17 protein-coding genes are annotated in these 25,362 nt (G+C 65.8%); 3 read left to right on the forward strand and 14 right to left on the reverse strand.

Annotation, left to right across the window (positions count from 1 at the left end):
• Nucleotides 1–84: 84 nt before the first annotated feature.
• A complete protein-coding gene (locus CLU94_RS02345; protein ID WP_099664439.1) occupies nucleotides 85–1,338 on the reverse strand; it encodes an ABC transporter substrate-binding protein in 1,254 nt (417 codons plus the stop codon).
• A gap of 356 nt (nucleotides 1,339–1,694) precedes the next feature.
• The gene (locus CLU94_RS02350) at nucleotides 1,695–3,008 is read right to left on the reverse strand and encodes a maltoporin (protein ID WP_099664440.1); all 1,314 of its coding nucleotides are present in this window, start codon (nucleotides 3,006–3,008) and stop codon (nucleotides 1,695–1,697) included.
• 346 nt (nucleotides 3,009–3,354) lie between these two features.
• Between CLU94_RS02350 and CLU94_RS02355 the strand changes: the two genes are divergently transcribed.
• The gene (locus CLU94_RS02355) at nucleotides 3,355–5,268 is read left to right on the forward strand and encodes a glucokinase (RefSeq protein ID WP_099380657.1); all 1,914 of its coding nucleotides are present in this window, start codon (nucleotides 3,355–3,357) and stop codon (nucleotides 5,266–5,268) included.
• On the forward strand, nucleotides 5,252–6,346 hold the full coding sequence (locus CLU94_RS02360; RefSeq protein WP_099664441.1) for a LacI family DNA-binding transcriptional regulator: 1,095 nt from the start codon (nucleotides 5,252–5,254) through the stop codon (nucleotides 6,344–6,346). Before CLU94_RS02355 ends, CLU94_RS02360 begins: the two co-directional genes overlap by 17 nt.
• Before the next feature lie 28 nt (nucleotides 6,347–6,374).
• Here the strand turns inward: CLU94_RS02360 and CLU94_RS02365 are convergent, their stop codons facing one another.
• From CLU94_RS02365 to CLU94_RS02380, 4 genes are all read right to left on the reverse strand, one after another.
• The gene (locus CLU94_RS02365; RefSeq protein WP_099664442.1) at nucleotides 6,375–7,298 is read right to left on the reverse strand and encodes a carbohydrate kinase family protein; all 924 of its coding nucleotides are present in this window, start codon (nucleotides 7,296–7,298) and stop codon (nucleotides 6,375–6,377) included.
• Nucleotides 7,295–8,509: an AGE family epimerase/isomerase gene (locus CLU94_RS02370; protein ID WP_099664443.1), complete on the reverse strand. Its 1,215-nt coding sequence runs from the start codon at nucleotides 8,507–8,509 to the stop codon at nucleotides 7,295–7,297. The genes CLU94_RS02365 and CLU94_RS02370 overlap by 4 nt, the downstream gene beginning before the upstream one ends.
• Nucleotides 8,510–8,577: 68 nt before the next feature.
• On the reverse strand, nucleotides 8,578–9,579 hold the full coding sequence (locus CLU94_RS02375; RefSeq protein WP_180278560.1) for a tetratricopeptide repeat protein: 1,002 nt from the start codon (nucleotides 9,577–9,579) through the stop codon (nucleotides 8,578–8,580).
• Nucleotides 9,576–10,418, reverse strand: coding sequence for a tetratricopeptide repeat protein (locus CLU94_RS02380; protein WP_099664445.1), 843 nt, complete (start codon nucleotides 10,416–10,418; stop codon nucleotides 9,576–9,578). Before CLU94_RS02380 ends, CLU94_RS02375 begins: the two co-directional genes overlap by 4 nt.
• Nucleotides 10,419–10,552: 134 nt before the next feature.
• Here CLU94_RS02380 and CLU94_RS02385 point away from each other — a divergent pair, with 134 nt between their 5' ends.
• Nucleotides 10,553–10,942 carry a DUF1090 family protein gene (locus CLU94_RS02385; RefSeq protein ID WP_180278561.1) on the forward strand — a complete coding sequence of 130 codons (390 nt, stop codon included), beginning with the start codon at nucleotides 10,553–10,555 and terminating at the stop codon, nucleotides 10,940–10,942.
• A gap of 12 nt (nucleotides 10,943–10,954) precedes the next feature.
• Here CLU94_RS02385 and CLU94_RS02390 read toward each other — a convergent pair whose 3' ends face one another.
• From CLU94_RS02390 to CLU94_RS02425, 8 genes are all read right to left on the reverse strand, one after another.
• Nucleotides 10,955–12,961: an SWIM zinc finger family protein gene (locus CLU94_RS02390; protein ID WP_099664447.1), complete on the reverse strand. Its 2,007-nt coding sequence runs from the start codon at nucleotides 12,959–12,961 to the stop codon at nucleotides 10,955–10,957.
• Entirely contained in the window at nucleotides 12,958–14,091 is a 1,134-nt protein-coding gene (locus tag CLU94_RS02395; RefSeq protein WP_180278562.1) for a VWA domain-containing protein, read from the reverse strand. Before CLU94_RS02395 ends, CLU94_RS02390 begins: the two co-directional genes overlap by 4 nt.
• Complete coding sequence (locus tag CLU94_RS02400; RefSeq protein ID WP_257218651.1) at nucleotides 14,084–16,567, reverse strand: DUF5682 family protein; 2,484 nt, start codon at nucleotides 16,565–16,567, stop codon at nucleotides 14,084–14,086. Before CLU94_RS02400 ends, CLU94_RS02395 begins: the two co-directional genes overlap by 8 nt.
• Nucleotides 16,558–17,664: an AAA family ATPase gene (locus CLU94_RS02405; RefSeq protein WP_099664448.1), complete on the reverse strand. Its 1,107-nt coding sequence runs from the start codon at nucleotides 17,662–17,664 to the stop codon at nucleotides 16,558–16,560. The genes CLU94_RS02400 and CLU94_RS02405 overlap by 10 nt, the downstream gene beginning before the upstream one ends.
• A gap of 14 nt (nucleotides 17,665–17,678) precedes the next feature.
• Nucleotides 17,679–21,419 (reverse strand): DUF4132 domain-containing protein, encoded by a 3,741-nt coding sequence (locus CLU94_RS02410; RefSeq protein ID WP_099664449.1) that lies wholly within the window; start codon nucleotides 21,417–21,419, stop codon nucleotides 17,679–17,681.
• Nucleotides 21,420–21,631: 212 nt separating this feature from the next.
• Complete coding sequence (gene mmsB, locus CLU94_RS02415) at nucleotides 21,632–22,537, reverse strand: 3-hydroxyisobutyrate dehydrogenase (protein ID WP_099664450.1); 906 nt, start codon at nucleotides 22,535–22,537, stop codon at nucleotides 21,632–21,634.
• Nucleotides 22,538–22,547: 10 nt separating this feature from the next.
• Complete coding sequence (locus CLU94_RS02420; RefSeq protein ID WP_099664451.1) at nucleotides 22,548–24,074, reverse strand: CoA-acylating methylmalonate-semialdehyde dehydrogenase; 1,527 nt, start codon at nucleotides 24,072–24,074, stop codon at nucleotides 22,548–22,550.
• A gap of 26 nt (nucleotides 24,075–24,100) precedes the next feature.
• A complete protein-coding gene (locus CLU94_RS02425) occupies nucleotides 24,101–25,318 on the reverse strand; it encodes an ABC transporter substrate-binding protein (protein WP_099664452.1) in 1,218 nt (405 codons plus the stop codon).
• Nucleotides 25,319–25,362: the final 44 nt, after the last annotated feature.

Genomic DNA, 25,362 nt, shown 5'->3' on the forward strand with positions numbered 1-25,362 from the left:
CGCCGGCCTGGACGAATGCCAGGGCGGACGCCTGCGATGCATGCGATGCAGAGGGCGCCGGCGGGAGTGCCGGCGCCGTCGTGATTACTTCACTTTTGCCGCTTTGGCCAATGCAGCAACCGCGTCTTTCGAGCTCATGTTGGTGTTCATGAACTTGGCGATGACGTCGGTCACGGCGCCTTGCGTGGCCGATGCCAGCGCCATGCCGTGGGCGAACGATGGCACCAGGCCGCCGTTCTTGTTGGTGGCGTCCATGTCTTCCATCGATTTCAGGGCGCAAGCGTCAAACTTGTCCTTGGAAACGCCGGAACGCACGGGGATGGAACCCTTGTTCAGGTTGAAGATCGACTGGAACTTCGGATTCATGATGGCGTTGGCCAGGGCGATCTGCCCTTTCTTCGCATTCGCATCCTTTTGCGTGAACATGGCAAACGAATCGATGTTGAAGGTGTAGGCCTTGTCCGTGCCAGGAGCGGCCACGCACAGGTAGTCCTTGCCCGGCACCTTGCCTGCGGCCGTGAACTCGCCCTTGGCCCAGTCGCCCATGAACTGGAACCCGGCCTTGTTGTTGATGACCATGGCGGTGGCCAGGTTCCAGTCGCGGCCTGCCGCATCCTTGTCGATGTAGGTCTTCACCTTGCCCAGGGTGTCGAACACCTTGAGCATGGTCGGGCCGGTCAATTCCTTCTGATCCAGCTTGAGGATGGCCTTCTTGTAGAATTCCGTGCCGCCCACGCCCAGCGCGACGGATTCGAACACGGTAGCGTCCTGCCATGGCTGGCCGCCGTGGGCGATCGCGATGCCGCCCGATTTCTTGATTTTCTCGGCCGCGTCGAAGAACGCATCCCAGGTGGTCGGGGTGGTGGCCACGCCGGCTTTTTTCAGCACTTCCGGGTTAACCCACATCCAGTTGACGCGGTGGACGTTGACGGGAGCGGCAACGTAGTGGCCCTTGTATTTCATGATGTCGGCGACGACTTTCGGCAGCACGGCATCCCATTTGCCTGGAATGGCGGCATCATCGATATTGGCCAGCACGCCTTCCGCGCCCCACTCCTGGATCGACGGGCCCTTGATCTGGGCGGCCGTTGGCGGGTTGCCGGAAATGACGCGGGTTTTCAGCGCGGTCGCGGCGTTTTCGCCAGCGCCACCGGCCACGGCGAAGTCTTTCCAGCCGAAGCCGCTTTCCTTCACGATTTGCTGCAACTGGCCCACGGACTTCGCTTCGCCGCCGGAGGTCCAGTAGTGCAACACTTCCACGTCGGTCGCAAAGGCGCTGCCGGCGAATGCCAGGGTGGTCAACGCGGCCAGTTGGGTAATCTTGAATTTCAGTTTCATCTCCACATTCCTTTTTTGATCAAGCTTTTAGGGGGCTTCGGCATACGGGGGCCGAAAAAGGTGAAATCTGCGCCTGTACCGGCGCTCTTGTGCTCAGACCCGCTTGCAAACGGGCATCATCTTGGTGTAAAGACGGCGCCGTGATCCATGAAACGACTACATTGCATTTATATCACGGGACGGCGCCAAAAACGCATCCGCGAAGGATGCGCCAGGTTGATCTGCATTACAAACATCAACACTGAACAAAACCGTCGCGAGCGGCAGTGATTTGTGGCTAAGAAGCGCAACCGTGCTAGAGCACGGTGAGCATCGCAGGCCGCAAAGCGCGCCGCGCAGCAGGTTTGGTTCGGTGTTTAGAACCAGGTTTCCACTTGGAAACCGTAAGAGGTGCCGCTGGTATTGTTGTTGTAGATCGGGCCGCCGTTGTTCGACGCATTGACCGAGGCGGTGGCCGCATCGTTCCATTTGCCGTAGGTCACGAAAGCGCGCAGTTCAGGACGCGACCACAGGCCAGGACCGGCCGAGATCGTCGGCGCGATGGTCAGCTTGGTCAGGCGCTTGGCCGGCAGGCCGCCCGCTTGCGTCACGCGGTCCGTGCCCAGTTCGCCCACCAGCTTGAAGTTGTCGGTGAATGCGTACACAGGGCGCACGCCAACCGAGGTCCAGGTCGAGGAACCGTTGGCGTTCGACTCGTCTTTTTGCCACAGGGCAACGAATTCCATGCCGAAGTTGGCCATCGGCTGGATCGCCATGTCATTGAAGATACGCGTGCGTTTCACGTCCGAACCGAAACTGGTGTCGCCCGAAGCGCCGAACTGCGCGCCCTTGCCCGTGCCGGGACCGACGCCGTACTGCACGCCGAAGGTGTTGCCGCCGCCAAACACTTTACCTTGGCGGTGGAAGGCCGACAGCTGCCAGCCATTGTGTTTCTTGCCGTACAAGTCGTTATCCTTGCCTTCACCGATGATGTAGGTCGCGGCCAGGTCCAGCGTGCCGTTTTCATTGACGGGAATCTCGCCGTAGATGAAGTTCTGGCGCACGGCCGAACGGGTGCCGAGCAAGGCGCCCGGCTTGCCGCTGATCGTGCCGAGGCTGTCATCGAACTTGTTGAAATCGTTGTCCTTGAAGAAGGCATACGAGAATTTACCCGGGCCAGCAGGAATGCGGTCCAGGCCGGCGCCCGTGCCGTTCATATTGATGTATTGCAAGTCCAACATGTGGATGTCAGGACGGTAGTAGAAGCGTTTACCGATCCAGGCCGTGCCGCCGTTCAGGAAGTCGAGTCCCTGCGCTTCGACGTAGGCCTTGACGATGCCCAGCTTGTTGTCGCCGAAATCCGAGTTTGGCGCATAAGCGTTGACCCAGATGGTGGCCAGGTAGTTCACGCCGCCGGACTTGGCGATGGACTTGGTGTAGCCGAATTCCGTGTAGGCGTCGCACTCATTGCCCAGACGGTATTTCATGGTGTTGCCACCCAGGCCGAAGCAGCCTTGCGAACCGCCGTCGCCCGACGTATTGCTGCCGGCGCCGGCGCGCAGGTAGCCGTGGAAGCCTTCGGAGTCGGATGGGTACATCGGGTCGGCGGCAGCGGAACCGCTGGCGATGGCTAAGACGATGGCAGCTGGCAGCGTTTTCAACACGGCCTTCAACATGGTGCGATGCAGCATGGTAAGTCTCCTCAGTAATTTATTTTTTATCTAGTCATTCGTGGCCGAATGTACTGGCCAGAATTCTTTCCAGCAGGGACATAGTAACTATACTACGAACAAATATCAACATATTATGTTGTAATCCTACGACTACTCTGCGACACTTTATTTGCGTACCGACAGGCGCGTTGACTGCCCTGTTTTTCCCGCCGGCGCCGCCCGTTTCCGGCACTGCGGGCAAGCATTTATGCAGGCGTCCCGCATTTTTCGGCACGCGGCACGTATACGAATTAAAATCCTTGGTTTTTGCCATAACGACAGTGCGCCGCCAAGACAGCGCACGCAGACGAGACTAGGCACCGCCATGAAAATAGATGAAAAAATGGAAGTAGCAGGCAGCGATCCGGCGGAGCGTTTCAGTGAAGGGCCGCGCTTGCTGGCCGACATTGGCGGCACCAACGCCCGCTTCGTGCTCGAAACGCGCCAGGGCCACCTGGAAGCGGTCGCCGTGCTGCCCTGCGACGACTACGCTTCGCTGCTCGACGCCATCACCGCCTATATGGATAGCAGCGAGGCGCGCGCCGCCGGTTCGGCGCGCGTGCGCCATGCGGCCATCGCCATCGCCAATCCCATCGACGACGACAATATCCGCATGATGAACCATCACTGGTTCTTCTCGATCGAGGCCATGCGCGCTACGCTGGGCCTCGACACCCTGCTGGTGGTGAATGACTTCACGGCGCTGGCCATGGCCCTGCCCTATCTGCGGCCCGACCAGCGCCTGCAGATCGGCGGCGGCATGGCGCGCGCCGACAGCGTCATCGGCCTGCTCGGTTCGGGCACGGGCCTGGGCGTGTCGGGTATGATCCCCGCCGAAGACCGCTGGATCGCGCTGGGCAGCGAAGGCGGCCACGTCAGCTTCGCGCCCTGCGACCAGCGCGAGATGGACGTGCTGTCCTTCGCCTGGCGCGAGCTGTCGCACGTCTCGGCCGAACGCCTCGCTTCCGGGCGCGGCCTGGAACTGATCTACCGCGCCCTGTCCGAGCGCGCCGGCAAGCCCGATGCGCTGCCGCTGCTGGCAGCCGAAATCACCAGCCGCGCCCTGAACAATGAATGCGACGTGTGCCTCGAAGCGGTGGACTGCTTCTGCGCCATCCTCGGCTCCATCGCTGGCAACGTGGCCATGACCCTGGGCGCGCTGGGCGGCATCTATATAGGCGGGGGCATCGTGCCGCGCCTGGGCCCCCTGTTCGAACAGTCGCAGTTCCGCGCCCGCTTCGAGCAAAAGGGCCGCCTGAACGAATACCTGGCGCAGATTCCCACCTTTCTGATCACGGCCGAACTGCCGACTTTCCTCGGCATCGCCGCCATCCTCGCGCAAAAGCTCAAGCGCGCCCATTCCGGCGCGCCCGTGCTCGAATCCGTGCGCCAGGCGCGCGGCAGGATGAGCCCCTCGGAGTGCAAGGTGGCCGACTGGGTCTTGAAGGAGCCGAACGCCATGCTGACCCTGCCGATTGCCGAAATCGCCCAGCGCGTCGGCGTGAGCCAGCCGACCGTGATGCGCTTTTGCCGCTCGATCGGCGTGCAGGGCCTGGCCGACTTCAAATTGAAGCTGGCGTCCGGCCTGACGGGCGGCGCCATCACGGTGGCCCACTGCCACGTGGAGATATCGGATTCCGACGCCGAACTGGCGCGCAAGGTGCTGGGCAATAACGCCTCGGCCGCGCTGGCCCTGCGCGACATGCTCGACGTCAAAGCGCTGACGGCCGCCATCGAACTGCTGCGCGGCGCGCAGCGCGTGGAATTGCTGGCCGTGGGCAGCGCCCGCGTGGTGGCCGACGACATGCAGCACAAATTGCTCAACCTGGGCATCGTCAGCAGCTTCTTTGCCGACCCGCAGGCGCAGGAAATGAGCGCCGCCATGCTGAAACCAGGCGACGTGGCGCTGGTCATTTCCCGTTCCGGCGCCCTGCCCGACCTGCTGCGCACCGTCAAGGTGGCGCAGGGCTGCGGCGCGCGCGTGCTGGCGATTACGGCCAGCGGTTCGCCGCTGGCCAAGCTGGCCGACGTGCTGCTGACCTTGAACCACCCGGAAGGCAACCTCAATTTCGTGCCCATGATCGTGCGCCTGCTGCAGCTGATGATGCTCGATATCCTGTCCGTGGGATTGGCGCGGCGCGACACGGCGCAGCGCACCAGCGCCGCCGAACTGGAAGAAGGGCAATTGCACGGCATGCGCATCAGCGGCAAGCTGAAATTCGGTGGCCACCTCGAATAAGGCGGCGCACGCCGCCCCCACCTCCTCCGACGCCGCCAGCGGCGCCACCGTGCACGACGTGGCGCGCGTGGCCGGCGTGTCGGCCATGACGGTGTCGCGCGTGATCAACGGGCGCGCCAGCGTCAGCGCGGTCACGCGCGACAAGGTCGAGGCGGCGATCGCCAGCCTGCACTACCAGCCCAACCTGGCGGCCAGGGCGGCGCGCACGGGCACCCTGCGCATCGGCCTGTTGTACAGCAATCCGAGCGCGGCCTTCCTCAGCGAATTTTTAGTTGGCGCCATGGATCAATGCCGCCAGGGCGGCGGCCAGTTGCTGCTGGAACGCTGCGAAGACCTGGACAGCCAGCGCGCCGGCATCGATTGCCTGGTGGCGGCCGGCGTGGATGGCATCCTCGTGCCGCCGCCCCTCTGCGATTCGCCGGAAGTGCTGGCGCAGTTGAACCGGATGGGTATCCCCGCCATCGCCGTGGCCACGGCGCGCCCCTCGCCCGGCGTTTCGGCCGTGCGCATCGACGATTACGAGGGTGCGCTGGCCATGACGCGCCATTTGCTCGCGCTGGGCCACCGCGACATCGGTTTCATCGAAGGCGATCCGGCGCACACGCCGGCCCTGCTGCGCCGCCAGGCTTTCGAGGACGCCATGCGGGAAGCGGGTTTGCGGGTAGCGCCGCACAGGGTGGCGCAAGGTTACTTTACGTATCGTTCGGGTCTCGACGCGGCGCGCCAGCTGCTGGCGCAAGCACCGCATCCCAGCGCCATCTTCGCCAGCAACGACGACATGGCCGCCGCCACCCTGGCCGTGGCGCACGGCATGGGCTTGCAGGTACCGGCGCAATTGAGCGTGTGCGGCTTCGACGACACGCCCGTCGCCACCACCGTCTGGCCCGAGCTGAGCACCATCCACCAGCCCATCGCCGACATGGCCCGCGCCGCCGTCAATCTCGTCATCGACGAAATCCGCCAGCGCCGCGCCGGAGAGACGGCGCCCGCCACGCATCATTTGATGGCGTTTACCTTGATGGCGCGGGCGTCGACGGGGGAATGTGCTCCGGTCGGGCACATTCCGGTCGCAAAGTGACTGCCCCCACCAACCCGTCGAGCGCCCCTTAGCGCACCACCGTGCGCTGCACCAGCGACTCCACCAGTTCCACCGAAGGGGGCGCGCCACCGGCCGCCAGGCAGGCGCCCGCGCCCGCCGCGACGGCAAAGCGCAAATGCTGGCCGCCATCGGCCTCGGGCCGGTACATCAGGCTGTACAGCAAGCCTCCGATGCTGGCGTCGCCCGCCCCCACCGAATCGACCACCTCGATGACGGGCGGCGCCGCCTGCCATGTCTGCTCGCCCCGATACAGCGCCGCGCCTTGCGCGCCGCGCGTATACAAATACGTAGCTTGCAGATTCCAGCTGCGCAGCATGGCAAACGCGCCATCGATGTCGTCATCGCGGAACAGGCCCGCCAGGTCTTCGTCCGACACTTTGATCACGTCGGCCAGCTGCGTCATGCGGCGCAAGGTGGCGTCGTAGCGTTCATCCATCATGATGCGGAAATTCGGGTCGTAGCTGATCTTCACGCCAGCCGCCTTCAGTTCCTGCGCCAGCGCCACCAACTTGCCCGCCAGCGGTTCGCGCGCCAGGCTGATGCCGCCGAAATGCACCCATTGCGCCCCCTGCATCCAGCCGGCCGGCAAGAGCGACGCGTCGAAATGCAGGTCGGCGCTGTCGTCGCCGATGAAGTAATACGTAGGCGGATGCAGTTCATGCACGATGGCCAGCAACGGCGACTTCGCATGGCGCTGCAGGAAGCGCATGTCCAGGCCCGCCACGTCGGTCGCCTGCGCCAGCGCGTCGCCGAAGACGTCCAGGCTGACGCCGCCCGCGAAGGCGCTGGGCACGCCCAGGCGCGCCATCACGCGCGCCACGTTCCACGTCGAACCGCCCACCTGGCTGTTCCAGGAGTCGGCGCCCGTGCGCAGCATGTCCGTCAGAGCTTCGCCGGCCGACACAAAGCGTGGGAAATTGGCGGCGCTCATGCGGCACCGCCGATCACGTTCAGCACTTCATAGCAGGCGCCCATGGTGTGGTAATCGGTCTTGCCGGCCGGGCTTTTCTCGTTGCTGATTTTTTGATTTTCAGGCGTCAGGATGCGGTACCAGGCCCCGTGTTCATGGTCGACGAAGTGCGTCCAGCTGTAGTCCCATATCTTGTCGTAGCTATGCCAGTAAGCCTCGTCGCCCGTGCGCACGGCCAGCACGGCGGCCGCCGCGAAGCTTTCCGCCTGCACCCAGAAGTATTTGTCGCCGTCGCAGATCTCGTCCTGCGGGCCGAAACCATAGTGGATGCCGCCATGTTCGCCATCCCAGGCCTTGGCCAGCGCCGTGTCGTACAGGGCGCGCGCACGCGGCAGCAGCCAGTCCGACGGGCCGGCCATGAACCGGCTGTGGCGCTCCATGATCAGCAGCAGCTTGGCCCATTCCGTGAAATGGCCGGGCTGGTAGCCCCACGGACGGAAGATATTGCTCTTGTCGTGCAGGTTATAGTCCCAGTCGATCGACCAGTCAGGCTTGTAGTGCTCCCAGATCATGCCGTTCGCCAGGCCCGCCTGACGGACCGTGATGTTGTGCGCCAGGGTTTCGGCGCGGTGCAGATATCTCGCTTCGCCCGTCGCCTCGAACGCGGCCAGCATGGCTTCGCAAGCGTGCATATTGGCGTTCTGGCCCCGGTAGCCGTCCAGGGTGGACCAGTCGGCACTGGCCACGTCCGCATACAGGCCGTGTTCGGGCAGCCAGAAGCGCTGCTCCATCAATTCGAAGGTCTCGTCCAGATACGCGCTCGCTTCCGTCACGCCAGCTTGCAAGGCGTGCGCATAGGCCAGCAGCACGAAAGCCAGGCCGTAGCAGTGATTGGCGCCGTCTTCCACCGTCTTGACGCCGTCTTTCCAGGACAGTTGCCAGGCGTAGCCACCCGTAGCCGGGTCGCGGTGCACGTCGCGCAAGAAGGCCACGCCGTGGCGCAGGGCCGCCTGGTAAGCGTCATCGCCGAAGTGGCGGTACGCCATGGCGTAATTGAAGATGAAGCGCGTGCTGCTGACCAGGTGGCGCGTGCTGGCGTCGTACACCGTGCCGTCATCGAGGAAAAAGTGATAAAAGCCGCCGCTGGGATCAATCGCGCGCGGGTGATAAAAATTCATCGTGTGCTGGATATGCTTTTCGAGCATGTCCCTGGAGCGGAAATCGGGATTCATGGGTCTCTCATGATATTGTTATCGATAACAATGATGATAGCATGCCGTCCCCGCGCCGTCATGCCCGCTCAGGGAGTCTTGGCCAGCCTGAGCTTTTCGCGCCACAGGGCCGCTTGCGCGGGGTCGGCCGCCTGTTCCAGCTCGCCCCTATCGTACACCTTGATCAGCCGTTCGATGGCTTCCAGGTCGCCCTGCTTCGCCGCCAGCAGGTACAGCGCGAAGGGCTTGGGCGCCGGCCCTTGCCGGGTCGGGCCGCCACGGCCCTGCTCCAGCAGCCGCGCGAAACCCGTCTGGCCGGGCGGACTTTTGGCAATGGCCGCCATTTCGTACCAGCCCAGGGCCGCCTCGTCGCTCTGCGGCGCGCCCTGCCCCACTTCATACGAGTACGCCACATTGTTCAAACCGGAGGGATCGAGCGCCTTGGCCGCCCGCATGTACCAGGTGAATGCTTGCTTGCGCTGCGCCTCGTCCTGCGCCGTCATCATCAGGCGGTAGCCGATTTCATTGTAGGCGGGGATGAAGCCGTTTTCCGCATAGAACTTCAGCCAGTGCAGCGCGTGCGCCTGTTCTTCCGGGCTGCTGCGGATATTTTCATAGTGCATGGCCAGCGTGAAGTTGGCCAGCTCCACGCCTTGCGCGGCGCCCTTGCGCGACCAGTATTCGCCCAGCTTGCGGTCGATGGCCATGCCCTGCCCCAGCGTGTAGGCCACGCCCAGGAAAGCCTGCGCCGGGCCATAGCCGCCTGCGGCCGATTTCCGCATCCACGCCAGGCCGGCGTCGACGTCGCGCGGCGTGCCTTCGCCGCCGTGCAGCATCTGCGCCAGCTCCAGCTGGGCAGCCGCATCTCCCCCTTCCGCGGCCAGGCGCGCCCTCCCGAAGGCGGCGACCTTGTCCGGCGACAGGTCGGCAGGACGGTCGACCACGGCCCGCACCCTTGCGCGCATGTCATCGAGGCCGGACATATCGAATTCGACCAGCGCCGGATGCTGGCGCGGTGCGTGGGTGGACGCTGGCTGCGCCAGCACGCTCTGCGCCAGGGCCAGGCTCAATACCAACAGGATGGTCTTCATTTGTTTTCCTTCTCTGCCAGCTTGCCGCGCCATTCGGCCGCGTCTTCGGCATTCGCCTGTTCTCCCAGTTCGCCTTTGACGTACACCTCGATCATGCGCCGCATGGCGGGCACGTCGCCGCTCCATCCGGCCCGCTCGTACCAGACCAGGGCCCACTTGTCCGACTGCGCCACGCCCAGGCCCAGTTCATGTGCGCGGGCCAGGTTGCGCATGCCGGCCGGCTCCTTTTCACGCGCCGATCTGTAATACCAGTGGAAAGCCTCGCCGCGATCCTGTTCATCGACGGATGCGCGCATCAGGTGCTCGCCCAGCGCATTGTAGGCGGGCACAAAGTGCTGCTCGTTCGCCGCCGCCTTCAGCCAGGTGATGGCCAGCGCCTGCTCTTCGGCACTGCTGTCGCCATCGATGTATTCCATCGCCAGGATGGTTTGCGCCTCTGCATCGCCCTGCGCCACGCCCCGGCGCAACCAGTATTCGCCCTGCACGCGGTCGATGGGCACCTTGCCGCCCAAGGTGTAGGCCACCCCCATGGCCGCCTGCGCCGGCGCATAGCCGCCTTCGGCCGACTTGCGTATCCAGGCCATCGACTGCGCCGTATCCTGCGGCGTGCCGACGCCCAGCTGCAGCATGCGCGCCAGGTCCAGCTGCGCCTCCACGTCGCCCGTTTCCGCCACGCGCCGTGCCTGCTCAAATTCGGCGATGCTTTCCGGGCTATGGCTAGCCGCATCCGCCCTGACCTTGATGGCGAGCAGCTGCAGGTCGAGCAAGGTGGGCGGGGTCTGGGCCAGGAGCGGCAACGGCAGCAGGAAAGGAATCAGCAAGAGGAGTTTCTTGGGCATGCGAAGGTGTCGGGAAGAAGAAAACACGCATGGTAGCCGATGCCAGGCCAGACAGGCGCGCACTGCACAAGAAGTTTGACAGGGCAAGCCGGCAGGCTTACATTGCACGAGCCCACCACTTACACAGGAATGCCATGAACCGCCTCGCCACAACCGCCTTGACCCTGCTGCTGGCCGCAGCCTCCGTGGGCGCCAGCGCCGCCGACACCCAGCTGGCCGGCTGCGCCGCCAAGCGCGAAAGCATCCGCAGCGAATTGCACCAGGCGCAGGAACAGGGCCTGTCCGACAAGGTCGCGGGCCTGACGCGCGCGCTCGACGAAGTCAACGCCCACTGCCGCGACAGTACCCTGATCGAGCGCCACAACAAGAAAATCGTCAAGGCGCAGGCCAAGGTGAACCAGACGGAGCGTTCGCTGCGCCTGGCCCAGGAAGCGAACAAGGAGCCGAAGAAAATCGCCAAGCTGGAAGGCAAGCTGGAAAAAGCCAGGGCCGAGTTGGCGGCCCTGCAGGCGCAACAGCCCTGACCAAAGCCGCGACTACCCTGCCGCCTCCAGCGCGATGCACGTCGTGCAGACATACGCCAGGCGCAAGGCTTCAGGCGCGCGCGGCGCGCTGACGTAGGCCGCCAGCAGGCCGGCCGGCAAGTCCAGGCCCAGCGCACGCAAGGTGGCGCCATGCTGCGCCAGTTCGCCGGCCAGCTCGGCTTCCAGTCGTGGGCGTCCGCTGCGCGCCTGCAATGCGAGAAGGTCGAGCACCTGGACCAGCACCCGCGATGCCGCCGAGGCTTGCTGCGGCATGGACGGCGCCAGGCTGGTGCCTCCAAGGCTCTTGAAAAAGCGCGCCAGCGCCGACGGCAGCTTGCCCGCGTCGATCTCGAAATCGAGCGATACCACGCGCAGCTTGCCATTCTTGGCAATCAGCAGCGCCACCGGTTGCCAGCCACCTGAGTCGTCGCGCGCGCGGCTGGCCAGCACGGCCCGGATATCGGCGCCATCGGCCACGGCCGCCTGCAGCCGGGTGATGCGCGGACGCAGGGCCGGCACTGCCGGGATCTGCATGTCCAGAACGGCGCCGCAGGCATCGAACACTTGCCAATCGAGCCGCTGGCCCACTTCGTCAAGCTGCGGCCGCGCCACGGCCGCCGGACGCAGCACCACGCAATCGACGGGATCCGGCGCCAAACCGACGTTGTCACTCATGAAGGCAGCCAGCGCCGTCCAGTCGTCAAAGCCCAGGCGCTGCCAGCGCGCATCGTCGAGCGCCCACAGCGGCGCCGCACTGGCGCGCACCTGACTGTCCATGGCCAGGCGCCCATCCTCGGCCCAGGACGCGCCTGCCAACTGCAAGCCCGCCTCGCAAATATGCCGGGCGCTGCCAGCCCCCGTCCACAGGCTGCTCGCATCCCATGCCGATTCGCGCGTAAACGAGCGGTCGCTGGCGTCGGGCCGCGCCAGCACGGCCTGCACGATCCGCCCCTCGCCCTCCTCTGCATGCTGCCAGAACGACAAGGTCAGACCGTGCGCGCCGCCGCGCGTTTCCCACCAATACGCGCCCAGCGGCAGCAGGTCCAGGGCCCCGTCGCCGGCCGCATCAAAGCTGCGCCGCGCCTGCCCGCGCAAGCGCTGCAATAGCGCGCCAGACGCGTGTTCGAGCGCCGCGCACAAGGCGCAGATGGCCGCCATCTCGTCAAATGCCTGACGCTCGCTGGCGTGGTAGTCGCGCCGCACGAGCAGGTCCAGCGTACCGCCGAGGCCACGCAGCATGGCGGCAAGGCGGGGCAGGCTTTCAGTACGCGCCGACATGGTCAGCGCGCGCAGCTGGCCAGCGGCAATCGCGCTGGCATGCGACAAGCCATTGTCGTACAGTTCACCGAGCAAGCGCCGCACCTGGGCCAGGAACACCAGTTCGGACGTACTCATCCCTGGCGCTGCTTCAGCAGGCGCCATCGCCAGGCCTGCCGGCCAGGCAAATTCGCGGCCATGCTTGCGCCAGACACAGGCCAGCGCATACAGGTGCAGCGCCTTGCGGATGGCGGCCGGCGTATCGGACACCATGGCCTCGACCCCGGCGCCGCGCAGATAGCTGCAGCCCAGTTTCAACAGGGGCAACTCGATCTGCAGCCGCGCATTGACGATGGTGAGGTCCGCCTGGTCGCCTTCAGCCAGCCAGGCCAGCGCCTGGCGCACCGCCGGCTTGCCGGCCTGCTTGCACACGGCGGCGCTGTCGAGCGCCAGCACTTCGTCCTGCACGCTGGCCGGCAACCCCTCCTGCGCGCTGTCTTGCGGCAGTTCGCGCAGCCACACGGCGGCGGCCAGGATATGCTTGCAGATGCCGGGCGCCGGGCAATCGCAACGGCCCTTCTGCGGCCCCCCCGCATCGAGCGACACATGCTGACCGTCGGCGACCAGGGCGCCGCCCGCGTCAGCCTGCCAGCCCACCTTGCCCGCCTCGATATCTTTCAGGGCGCGGCGCAGCAGGCCGGCGTTGGCCAACGTCGCCAGGCTGTCGTCGTCAAAGCTGCGGTACACGGCGTGCCAGCTCATCCCATCACCCCGGCCAGCCATTCGGCAAAGTGCTGCGGCGTCAGTGCCGCCACGTGCATGCCCTGATCCGCCAGGCGTTGCGCCATGCCGTGGTCATACGCAGGCTGCGCGCGCTCGTCGAGCGCGGCCAGGCCCAGCAGGGTGACGCGCGACTCGGCCATGCGCCTGAGCGCCGCCAGCAACGGCCCTGGCGGCGCGCCCTCCTCGAAATCGCTGATCAGGGCCAGTACCGTGCGCTGCGGGTTGCTCACCAGCTGCTCGCAGTACTGCACCGCGCGGCCGATATTCGTGCCGCCGCCCAGCTGCACCGTCAGCAGCACCTCGACCGGGTCGGCGGCAAGGTGCGTCAAGTCCACCACGCTGGTGTCGAACACCACCAGCCGCACGTTGACCGCCGGCAGGCCGGACAGGATGCCGGCCACCACCGCCGCATAGATCACCGAATCCATCATCGAAGCGCTCTGGTCGACGCACAGGATGACGTCCCACGGCAGGCTGCGCTTGACGCGCGCGTTGAAGATGGGCCGCGCAATGAGCAGTCGGCGGCTGGCCGTATCGTAGTGTTTCAGGTTGGCGGCAATGGTCGCGCGCCAGTCGAAATTCTGCGTGCTCTTCATCTGCGTGCGGCGAAAGCGGTTGCGCCGCCCCACCACCGCGTTGACGAAATCCTTGCGCAGGCGCTCGGTGATTTCCTCGACCACGCGCCGTATCACCGCGCGCACCGCGTCGTGCATGTCCGCGCCGAGCCGCCCGCGCATGCCGATCAGGGCGCGCGCCAGGGCCTGGTTCGGCTCCAGGCTGGCCAGCACCGCCGGATCGCGCAGCAAGCCGCTCAATTCATAGCGCTCGATCGCGTGGCCCTGCACGCGCTCGTAGACATCCTGCGGAAACAGCTTGCGCGCCTGCGCCAGCCAGTCGATGGCGCGCAGCTGGCTGGGGTCCAGCGAGCCACCGCCGCCGGCACGCAGCATGCCCTTGCGCTCATACTCGCGGCCATACAGATAATCGAGGCTGGCATCGAGCCGGCCATCATTGTCAGACCAGGCAGCGCCCTGCAGCGGCTGCGCGTAGCGCCCCAGTATCAGGCGCCAGCGGCGCAGCAACGCCTGATTGTCCAGATTCTCAGCCATGCGGCTTCTCCGTTGAAATATCCAGCCAGCCGGACAGCGCGTCGCGCTCCAGGCAAGCGGCCAGCGCCGCGTTCAGGCGGCCGCCGGCCAGCATCTCGTCTTCGCTGACGTCGCAATGAAATTCAGCCTGCAAGGCGTCCGGCGCGGCGCCATTCAGCACCGCCAGCGCCTCGGCCAGGTCGCTCGTCTCCTGCGGTTTCAAGCCCGTGAAGGCCAAGCGCAAATCGGGCAGATAATGGATGAAACTGGCCTCGTCCCAACTGCCGACCAGGGTGTTGAAGCTGCGCCGCAACCCCGGCTGCGTCAGCAGCAATTCAGGCGCGGCGGCCATCAGGCCAGACAGGAAGCGCACGGCATCCTGCGGCGTGGCGCCGGCGCCGAAGCGCTGTTCCAGCAAACGCGATAAATCCTGTTCACCCCAGGCGCCATCGAGGAACAGCAGCGCGGCGGCGGCGCCGCAGATGCCGGGCGCGCAGTGGCGCGTCGCCGTCAGGGCGTGCAGGCGCTGGTGCAGGTCGCCGGCCTCGAAGGCCAGGCCAGCCTCGGGCGCAGGCAAGGCGCTGCGCGCGGCGCGGCCAAATTCGCGCAATGCCAGCAATTGCCCAACTTGCGCGCTTTCCCCGTCCATCCCCGTATCGGCCAGACCGGACAGCAGGAACAGCGCGGCCGACCAGACGCGCCGCATCAGCGCCAGCACGCCAGGATGCTCGCGCACGCCCAGCGGCTCGCGCGCGCGCCACAGGGTCACCAGCGCATGGCCGCAGGCGACGATGGAGGAGAAATCGGCATCGGCATCGAGATGGCGCGACAACAGCGCCAGCAGGCCGGGCAGACGCTCATGCAATCCCACCACGCAGGCACGCACCAACAGGGCGGCGGCGCTGCCAGCCGAACGGGCCTGGCCCGCGGCGCCCAGCGCCTGCTCTTCGCGCAGCAGCCGCGCCAGCGCCACCTCGGCCAGGGTGGCGCCATCGGCGGACAACTCGATCAGGCGCGCTTCGACCAGCGGCGTCCACGCATACGTCCATTCCTCGAACAGCAGTTCCAGCCGGCTGCCGGCCATGAAATCCGGGCCGCCCTGCCAGCGCGCCAGGCCCGTATCGAGATACTGCATCAGATGAAAGAAGCGGCTGCGCCGGCGGTGACGGTCCTTGCGGTACAGGTCCAGCCGCGCCAGCCGCGTGTCGCCATCGTCCAGCCGCAAGCCGTGACGATGCGCAGCCAGGCGCGCGTCTTGCACCAGCGGCGGCGAACCGGCCGACGGCGGCACGTCGCCCAGCCGGCTGCCCGTCATCTGGCGCCGCACATCGTCGAACAAGCCCTGCATGCCGTCGTCGATGGCGCCCTTGACGAAGCAGGAGCGCATCGCGTCAAGCACATCCTGGCGGCCTGGCCCCGCATGGCCGCGCAACACGGCGAGCCTGGCCGCCTGCAGCACGGCCGCCTGTACCTCCGCCGTGGAAATACGCTCCTGCAAGCCGCGCGCCCGGCTGTGCCTTGCCAGCATGGTCAACTGGTCCACGGCGACGGTAAGCTGATGATCGCCGTCCGCCGACGATTGCAGAGCGTCCCAGACGGCCTGGTAATAGGCGGGCGCCGGCATGCCCGCGCCATAGCCATTCAGGGCATCGAGCCGCTCGAAGCTGTAGCGTATCAGCCAGCTGGGGCTGGCGGCAGCCGGCACGGCGTGGGCGGGATCGGCGTCAAGCAGTTCGATCAGCGCGCTGGTGTGAAAGCCGCCGGTGACCACCACCACGGGGCCGTCCACCTGCTTGCGCCAGCGGGCGATATGCGCCGCCATGTGGCGTTCGCGCGGCAGGCTGCCCTCCGCTTCCAGCACCGCCGGCTCGTAATCGAGACGGGCCATGGCGCAGTAGGAAAACACGTCGCCAAACATGCCGCGCCAGTCCGCCAGCGCGGCGCGCGAACGCGCTTCGAACAGGTGATCCCATAGTTCGTCCTGGTCGCGGCAGCCGGCGCGCGCGGCCAGAGTGTTCAGATAGGTGCTGTGGGCCAGGTAGCGCTCGGCCATCAGGCTGCGCGCCTCGACATCGGCCTGCGCGTCTGCCCTGCCCGCGCGCGCCTGCCACGGCAGATCGATGAAGGCCAGCTGCGCCTGCGCAGCCGCCCCCTCGCGCAGCGCCACCCATTCAGGGCTGTAATCGCAAAACGGGAAAAACGCCGATACCGTGCGCCCCCCCTCTTCGCTTGCCGCCTGCGTCTGGCACAACAGCGCCACGGGCGGGCGCGTGCGTTCGTCCAGCAGCAAAGGCAGCATGTCCGTGAAGCCTTCCGGCCCCTCGATCAGCACGGCGGCCGGGCGCAATTCGCGCAGCATGGCTTGCAATGCATGGCCGCACGCCGGGCTATGGTGGCGCACCGGCGCGAAGTACAAGCCATGCTCGAACAGCCTGGCGCGCGCGGCAGCCACGCCGGCCGGCAAATTCGGCTGCAAATCCGGCTGCACTACAGCCATAGCTTGCGCGCCGCGTCGCCGAAGCTTTTCCACAAATCGTCGCGGCGGCCACGTTCGCGCACCACCGTGTCGAAATAATGGCGCACGCGCTTGAGGTCATCGGCGTTGTCCTTCAGGACCACGCCTTGCAACTGGTTGGCCAGTTCGCGCGGGCGCAAGGTGCCGTCGCCGAAATGCAGCGCCTCGAGCGAGGCCGCATAGACCAGGTTGACCGCCTCGGCGCTCGACATCACCGCCTCCGGCGTCTTGATGGCCGTGCCTTCGCGGGTCTGTCCGGCGCGCAGTTCCTGGAACGTGGTCACCAGCAGTTCAACCACGTCACGCCCGACAACGACGGCGGCGCCGATGGCGTCCAGTTCGCGCTGCAGCTGCCGCATCACCAACTCGACTTCGAAACCATGGTCGCGGATCGGCTTGACGGTTTCGAAGTTGAAGCGGCGTTTCAGCGCCGACGACATTTCATGCACGCCGCGGTCGCGCAAGTTGGCGCTGGCGATGATATTGAAGCCGCGCCGTGCATGCACGCGCGCGTCGCCGCCCAGTTCCGGAATCATCAGCTGCTTTTCCGACATCAGTGAAATGAGCACATCCTGCATCTCGGGCGCGCAGCGGGTGATTTCCTCGAAGCGCACCAGCTTGCCCGCTTCCATGGCCTGGAACAAGGGCGATGGCACCAATGCGCGCCGGCTCGGCCCTTCGGCCAGCAGCAAGGCGTAGTTCCACGAATACTTGATATGGTCCTCGGTGATGCCCGCCGTGCCCTGGATCGCCAGCGCGGAGTCGCCGCTGATGGCCGCCGCCAGCAATTCGGACAGCAGCGACTTGGCCGTACCCGGCTCGCCCACCAGCATCAGCCCCTGATGGCCCATCAGGGTGACGATGGCGCGGTCGACCAGCGGATCGTCGCCATAAAATTTGCGGCTCACTTGCAGCGCCGCGTCGCCCAGGATGAAGCGGCGCACCGCACGCGGCGACAGCTGCCAGCCCTCCGGGCGCGGCTCGGTATCGGCCGCCTTCAGACGTTCCAGCTCGCTCGCGTAGCGCTGTTCGGCGCTGCGGCGCACCACCTGGCTATCGTTATGTTGTTCCATCATCATTGTGCTCTCTTTGCTTACCACGGCATTTTACTTTCCCATTGCGCATCATAGCCGCCGCACGCCTTCGACACCGCCAGATAATCGGCATAGGTTTCGGCCAGCAGCACGGATGGCACGTCGGCCAGCGGCACCGCCTCGTCGCGCCAGGAGCGCGGCAAGGGATAGAACTGCAGCGTTTTCAGGGCCGCCGCCATCAGTTCCTCGGGCAGGCTGCTGCCGGAAAATTCGATCACAGCGCGCAGGCCGGCGCTGATGAAATCCTTGTGATATTCGGTGAAGACGCCGCCATCCTCGGCCTGGCCGCGCTGATAGCCGTGCTTGCCGAACGCGCCGCGCAAGCCGAAGGTGTCGCCCACCCAGCCTTCGCGGTCCGCGATGTGCCGGCCCGCCATCAGCGAGGCATCGGGCAACTGGTGCGCCAGCTGCTCGAACAGGGGCTTGACCTTGTAATCCTTGAAATGGCGCTGCCAGGCGGCGATCTGCGGCGCATCCAGCAGCGAAGCGTGCGCCAGGCGCAGCCGGCTGCCTTCGTTCAGGGCGACTTCCTCGTCGTCCGCGTCCAGCAGGCTACCGTCGTCGCTGGGGCGCAGCAGGGTACTGCCTGCGTCATCTTCCCGTATCCACACCAGCGCCTGCACCAGGCGTCCCGCGATCGGGTGGCCGAGCAGGTAGTCGCGCCACTCCTGCGCCGGCCAGACACGTCCCGCGCACATGGCTTCGTACAGGCGCGCCGTCTGCATGGTTATCACTTGCTTGAGTTCTTTCTTGCACACGGATAGCTGCTGTTTGGCTTCCTTGGCCAGTTCGGGCGATTCGTCCTGCCGCGGCTCGGGCAAGGCCTTGATCTCCTTGCCGTCAGGGTTGTGCAGGCGCGGTTTCATGGCGCCGTCCAGGGTCACATGGAAGACCCGCCCGCCATACGACAGGTCGAGCCGTCCGCTGTCGTCAAAGCCGCCCGTCGGGATGGTGCGGTCGCCCAGCTGGTCGTGGCTCCAGCCCTTGCCTTGCGCGATGCGCTCGACCAGCAGGCGCGCCTTTTCCTGCACCGAAGCGGTGCGGTAGCGCCGCGCGATCCCCAGCAATAACTGGATCACGGCCGGGTCGTAGCCGTCGGCCAGGCCGTCGAGCATCGCTTCGATCTGCGCGCGGCGCGGGTAATGGTCGCGCATATACGCTTGCAGCAGGCTGATCGCCACATGGCCTGGCGTGTAGGCGGCCAACGCCAGGATGCCCTTCTCGCCGATGGCGCTGCCCAGGTACTCGGCCATCTTGTTGCGGCGGATCTGGTCGAATACCTGCTCCAGGGTCATCTTGCCCTCGGCGGCATAATGCTGGGGATAGCGCCTGGCGTGGTCCTGGTAACTCTGGTAGGCCTGCGGCGCGCGCGCCTGCGCTTCTGCGGTCGCCACTTCCAGGCTCGGGCCGCGCAAATCCTCGTTGATAAACAGGCGCAGCACCGTCTCGCCCAAGGCGGCGCGGCCTGCCTCGTCCAGCAGGCCCAGATAGCGCAGCAGCAGGGCATTGCCGCCCGGCTCCTTCAATTTACAGGCCAGCACCACCCACCAGCGGATGATGTCGGCGTCGACCGGCGTGCCGTCCTGCCAGCGGCAGGCGGGCAGCGCCTCGAAGACGAACCAGGCCAGGCCGACGGGCGCCTTGCCCTTCAAGCCCTTACGCGCGGCGGCCAGCAGTATCTCGGGCGACAGGCGCGGGCTCAAGTCCTCGCCCAGTTTTTCCAGCGCCGTCAGCAGCGCGGCGATCACGGTTTCGCGCGTCTCCCTGTCCAGCGCCTGGTACAACGCCGGGATGGCGGCGCGGTAATCGAGGTCGGTCAGCCAGCGCGCCGCGCCGATGCGCATGTCCTGCTTGCCCGATCCCAGCGCCTCGGCCACGCGCTTGCCGATATCGGGCAAGCTGGACAGCACCTGCTGCGCGCTGGCGCGGTGCTGCTTGCCCTCGCCCAGCGCGATCTCCATCACGCGCGGCAGCCATTGCACCGGCAGCACCGGGAAGGTGGCCAATATTTCCAGGGTGGGACCCAGCTCGGGCGCCACGCCCCGGCGCCTTTCGGCGGCGCGCAAGCCCAGGCCCTGGTCGATCAGTTCGGGCTGTTCCGCGAACAGCGGCCAGACCATGTCCGCCGCCAGCACCTGCTGCGGCTTGACGCCCCACCAGTTGCTGCCCATGCAGGCCATGGCCACGCTGTCCTGCTCGTCGCCGGCTTCGCGCATGGCGCGCGCCAACAGGCGCAGGTCGAAAGTCGACAGATCCTGGCACGCCAGCCATTGCTGGAAAAATTCATCGTGCCAGAAATGGAAAATATTGCGCCGCGTGGCCAGCAGCCAGCGCGCCATGTGCGCCACGCCAAAGTCAGACAGAGCCGCCAGCTTGCCCTGCAGCTCGATCGGTTCGCGCACCAGGTTGTTTTGCAGGGACTGCGCGTCGCTCTTCGCTGCCTCGCCATTGAACACGCGTATGGCCGCTTCCAGCCAGGCCGGCTTGATCGTCTCATAGCGCTTCAGGCGCTCCTGCTTCCATTCGTACTTGTGCTTGGCGTGCTCGTTGTCTTCGCGCTCCTGCCGTGCTTCGACGCGGTACTTTTCCAGCAGCGCCGCATGGTTGGCCTGCAGCAGTTGCAGCGCGGCGTCGCCCAGGCGCGTCACCGGCGGCGCGGGCGGCAGCGGCGGCAGCGGCAAGTCCGCCGCGCCGGCATCGCTGGCCGCGTCCAGCCACGACAAGGCGTTGCGGATGGCCGCCTGCACCGGCTTGCTCGTCTCCTGCGCCAGCGCCTGTTCCAGCAGCGCCCCCTGCTGCGGCCCCAGACTGCGGCCCAGCAGTTCGGCCGCCTGCACCCGCTCTTCCGTCTTGCCAGTCAACAGGCACTGCTGCAGCAAGGTGGCTCTGCGCTCCTCGGGAATGGCGGCCAGATGGGGAGCCGCTTCGGTGCGCACGCTCTTGCCGCCATCGACGGCCAGGCGCACCAGGACGGCGGCGAAAGTGTCGGCCAGCGCAGGTGCGGCGCCCAGGCGTCTGGCCAGCTGCGCCTTGCCGCTGGCCGACAGCACTGCCGGCAAGTGCTCCACCAGCGCGGCATGCGCGAGCATGTAAGCGTCGAGCGCGCCGGGCGCCAGCAGGCGCTGCAGGCAGTTGTCGCGCACGTATTCGTTCAATTCGCGCCGCTCGAACACCAGTTGCAGCGCGCCCTCTTCCGCCTCGCCATCGGCGGCCAGCAGGCGCGCCAGCAGCAGCACGTCCCAGCCGCGCCGGTTGACCGTGGTCGCTTGCGCTCGGGTCTCGGAAAAACTGGCGAACAGCGCATCGCTGACCAGGTAGTCGAGCCACTGCGGCACCGCGGCGCCGGTGCGCTCCAGCGAGTCGCCCCCGTCGGCCGCCTGCAGCAGCTTGCCCAAGCGGACCAGCAGCGCCACGTCCAGCGTCGCCGCATCGGACTGGGCATAGAACTGGTGCCGGTGGCGCAGGCTTTCATTGGCCAGTGCCGCATCCTTGTTAGGCATGTTATGGGTATAAAAATGCGAGTACAGGCGCCCTGGCTTGCCCAGCAAGGTGCCGCCGCGCGGCGCCGCCGCCTGCACATCGAGCAGCACGCCTTCCTGGCGCCCTTCGCAAACGAACTCGCAGGCGCGCTCCCACAGCGCAGGCGATATCTGCGCCAGGCCGCGCAAACCCTTTTTCAATTGCGCGTGCTCATCCAGGCCCACTACGCCCTGCGCCAATTCCAGTATTTTTTTAAACATCGGGTGATTCGTCTTTCCTGTTCATCAAGGCCCTTGCCGGGCATGTTTTTTCGCAATCAGCGTCCAGATCCGCAGCATTCATCTTGCATCAAACTTGCATCCAATCAAGTTGCTGATTGTATATTCTTACCCTCCTGACAGCATGCACGTTTGGATGACGAGCATCAAAAAAAAAGCGCTCCCGCAGGAGCGCCATCGCCACAATAGCTGCCTTATGCCGGCGTATCCTGCAACCGGTAGATGCTGGAGAAATCGAGCCCGCCCGATCCAGCCTTGCTGTGCATGTCGTACAGCGTGCGCGCCAGCGCGCCCAGCGGCACGCTGGCGCCCGCCGCCTCGGCGCTTTCCACGGCCAGCCCCAGGTCTTTCAGCATCAAATCGACGCCGAAGCCGCCCGTGTAGCCGCGCGACGCGGGCACGTTTTCGGCCACGCCCGGGCACGGGTTGTAGACCTCCAGGGTCCAGTTGCGGCCCGAGCTTTTCGCCATCACGTCCGACACCACCTTCGGGTCCAGCCCATTGGCCACGCCCAGGCGTATCGCTTCGCTGGTGCCGATCATGAGTATCCCCAGCAGCATGTTGTTACATATCTTGACCGTCTGGCCGCAACCCGAGCCGCCCGCGTGAAAAATCGCCTTGCCCATGACGTCCAGGTAAGGCCGCGCCGCCGCCAGCGCGGATTCTTCACCGCCCACCATGAAGGTCAGGGTGCCGTTGGTGGCGCCCGCCGTGCCGCCCGACACGGGCGCGTCCAGCATCGGCATGCCCTTGTCCTGCGCCGCGCGGCCCACCTGGCGCGCCGCTTCGGTGGAAATCGTCGAGCAGTCGATCAGCAGGGTGCCGGGCCGCGCCTGCACCAGGATGCCAGAGTCCCCAAAAGGGTTACCCAAATAAGCACCCAGCACGTGGCGGCTGGCCGGCAGCATCGTGATGACGATGTCGGCCTGGCCTATCGCCGCCGCCTGGTCATCGGAGACCAGACCACCGCCATCGGCGAATTGCCGCACGCTGGCCGGCAGCAAGTCGAAACCCGTCACCGCATGGCCGGCCCGCACCAGGTTCTGCGCCATGGGCAAGCCCATGTTGCCCAGGCCGATGAAAACGATATTGGTGCCCATGGCCTTCCCCTTATTTCATCGAGATGGTGGTATTGACGCCGCTGCCGCCATCGTCCGGGGCGAACCAGCGCGCCGTGACGGTCTTGGTCTGCGTCCAGAAGTACAAGGCTTGCTTGCCGTTCGGGCCCAGATCGCCCAGCTTCGACGCGCGCGACCCCGTGAAGCTGAAGTAGGCGACGGGCACGGGAATGGCCACGTTGATGCCCACCTGTCCCACATCGATCTCGTTCTGGAACTTGCGCCCCGCCCAGCCGGACGAAGTGAAGATCGAAGTGCCGTTGCCGTTCGGGTTGGCGTTGATGAAGGCGATGGCCTGGTCCAGGGTGTCCGTCTCGACCACGCACATGGCGGGGCCGAAGATTTCCTGCGTGTAGACGGAATTCGACGCTGCCACCTTCGAGAAAATCGTCGGTCCCATGAAATTGCCGCCCTCGTAGCCGGCCACCTTGTGGCCGCGGCCATCGAGCAGCAGCTGCGCGCCTTCGTCCACGCCCGCCTGGATCAGCTTTTCCGCCCGCTGCATGGCTGCTTTCGACACCATCGGCCCCAGGTCGGCATCGCGGTCGCTGCCCGGCCCCACTTTCAGGGCCTGCGAGCGGGCGACGATTTCCGGCAGCCAGGAACGGGCCTCGCCCACCAGCACGACGACGGAATTGGCCATGCAGCGCTGGCCGGCCGCGCCGAAGGCGGCGCCGATCAGGTTATTGATCGCCTGTTCCTTGTTGGCGTCGGCCAGCACGACGCAATGGTTTTTCGCGCCCATCATCGATTGCGCGCGCTTGCCCGATTCGCTGGCGCGGCGGTACACATGCGTGCCCACGTGGGTGGAACCGATGAAGGAGACGGCCTTGATGTCGGGATGGTCGCACAGCATGTTGACGACGTCGGCGCCGCCATGCACGACGTTCAGCACGCCGGCCGGCAAGCCCGCCTGGTACATCAGTTCGACTAGGTACATGGTCGAGGACGGGTCTTGCTCGGACGGTTTCAAGACAAACGTATTGCCGCAGGCGATGGCAATCGGGAACATGAAGCACGGCAGCATGACGGGGAAGTTGAAGGCCGTGATGCCGGCGCCCACGCCCAGCGGCTGGTAGATATTGTAGACATCGACACCCGTGGCTGCGTTTTCCGCGATTTCGCCCAGCTGCAGGGTGGCGATCGAGCACGCGTGTTCCACCACTTCCAGGCCGCGCATCACCTCCCCTTCCGCGTCGGGCAAGGTCTTGCCATGTTCGCGGGTGATCAGTTCGGCCAGGGCGCCGATGTTTTCGCGGATCAGGTGCTGGTACTTGAGCATGATGCGCATGCGCGCCGCCAGCGGGGTATTGCGCCAGGTTTTAAAGGCTTCCTTGGCCGTGGCGACGGCCAGATTGACTTCGTCGGGCGTGGAAAACGGCACCTTGGCGACGATTTCCTGCGTGGCCGGGTTGACGACGTCGCGCCATTCGCTGCTGGTCGAGGCGTGGTGCTTGCCGCCGATGTGCAGGGGGATGGCGGGGACCGGGGTGACTGCGTGAGTGAGGGCTTGGTTCATGTGAGGCTCCGTAAGGTATTCGATGGTTATTTCTTGACCAGGTTGCACGCTGCCGCATCCATCGGCTTGAAGGCCTGGTCGGCGGGGATGGTCGACAGCACCTTCAGGTAATCCCACGCGCCTTTGGATTCGGCCGGGGTTTTGACCTGCACCAGGTACATGTCGTGGATCACGCGGCCGTCGGGGCGGATGGAGGCGTTGTTCATGACGGCATCCTTGATGGGCAGCTCGCGCATCTTCTGGGCGACGATCTTCGAATCGTCGCTCTTGGCCGCCGCCACCGATTTCAGGTAGTGGTAGACGCTGGAATACACGCCCGCCTGCACCATGGTCGGCTTGGCGCCCTTGTTGAGCGCTTCAAAGCGTTTCGCAAACGCGCGGCTGCGGTCATCGTAATCCCAGTAAAAGCCGTCCGCGTAGACGAGGCCCTGGGCCGTTTCCAGCCCCAGCGCGTGCACGTCCGAGAGAAACACCAGCAAGGCGGCCAGGCGCTGGTCCTTGCCGCTGCCGATGCGGAACTCGCGCGCCTGCTTGATGGCCGATACCGTGTCGGCGCCGCCGTTGGCCAGGCCGATCACCTGCGCTTTCGAGCCTTGCGCCTGCACCAGGAAGGACGAAAAATCGGACGCGTTCAGCGGATGGCGCACGGCACCCAGCACCGTGCCGCCGTTGCGCTTGACGACTTCGCTGGCATCCTTTTCCAGCGAGTGGCCGAACGCGTAATCGACGGTGACGAAGTACCAGGATTTTTGCCCCAGCTTGGTCAATGCCGCCGCCGTGCCGGCCGCCTGCGAATAGGTGTCGAACATCCAGTGGAAACCGTTCGGCGAGCAATCCTCGTTCGTCAGGCGTCCCGTGGCAGGGCCACTGAACATGGCGATGCCGCCCTTTTCTTTCATGAGCTTTTGCACGGACAGGGCCACCGAGGAATTGGTGAGATCGGCGATGGCGTCGACCTTGTCGCGGTCTATCCATTCGCGCGCCTTGGAGGCGGCGATGTCGGCCTTGTTCAAATGGTCGGCCGAGAGGATCTCGATCTTCATGCCCTTGCATTCGGCTTTCAGGCAATCCTCGACAGCCATCTGGCTGGCGACGACGGAGCCGCGCCCGCCCATGGCCGAATATGGGCCGGACATGTCGGTCAGGATGCCCACCTTGACGACGCCATCGGAAATTTGCGCGTGCGCGCCGGTGAAAGACAGGGAAAGCGCCAGCGCGCCCATGGCCAGAACGGTTTTTTTCATGCGTGTCTCCTGAGGGGTGAGGGTTTTTCTTATATGTATAGATG

The organism is Janthinobacterium sp. 13 (assembly GCF_002749695.1).
GTDB classification, from domain to species: Bacteria; Pseudomonadota; Gammaproteobacteria; order Burkholderiales; family Burkholderiaceae_D; genus Janthinobacterium; species Janthinobacterium kumbetense.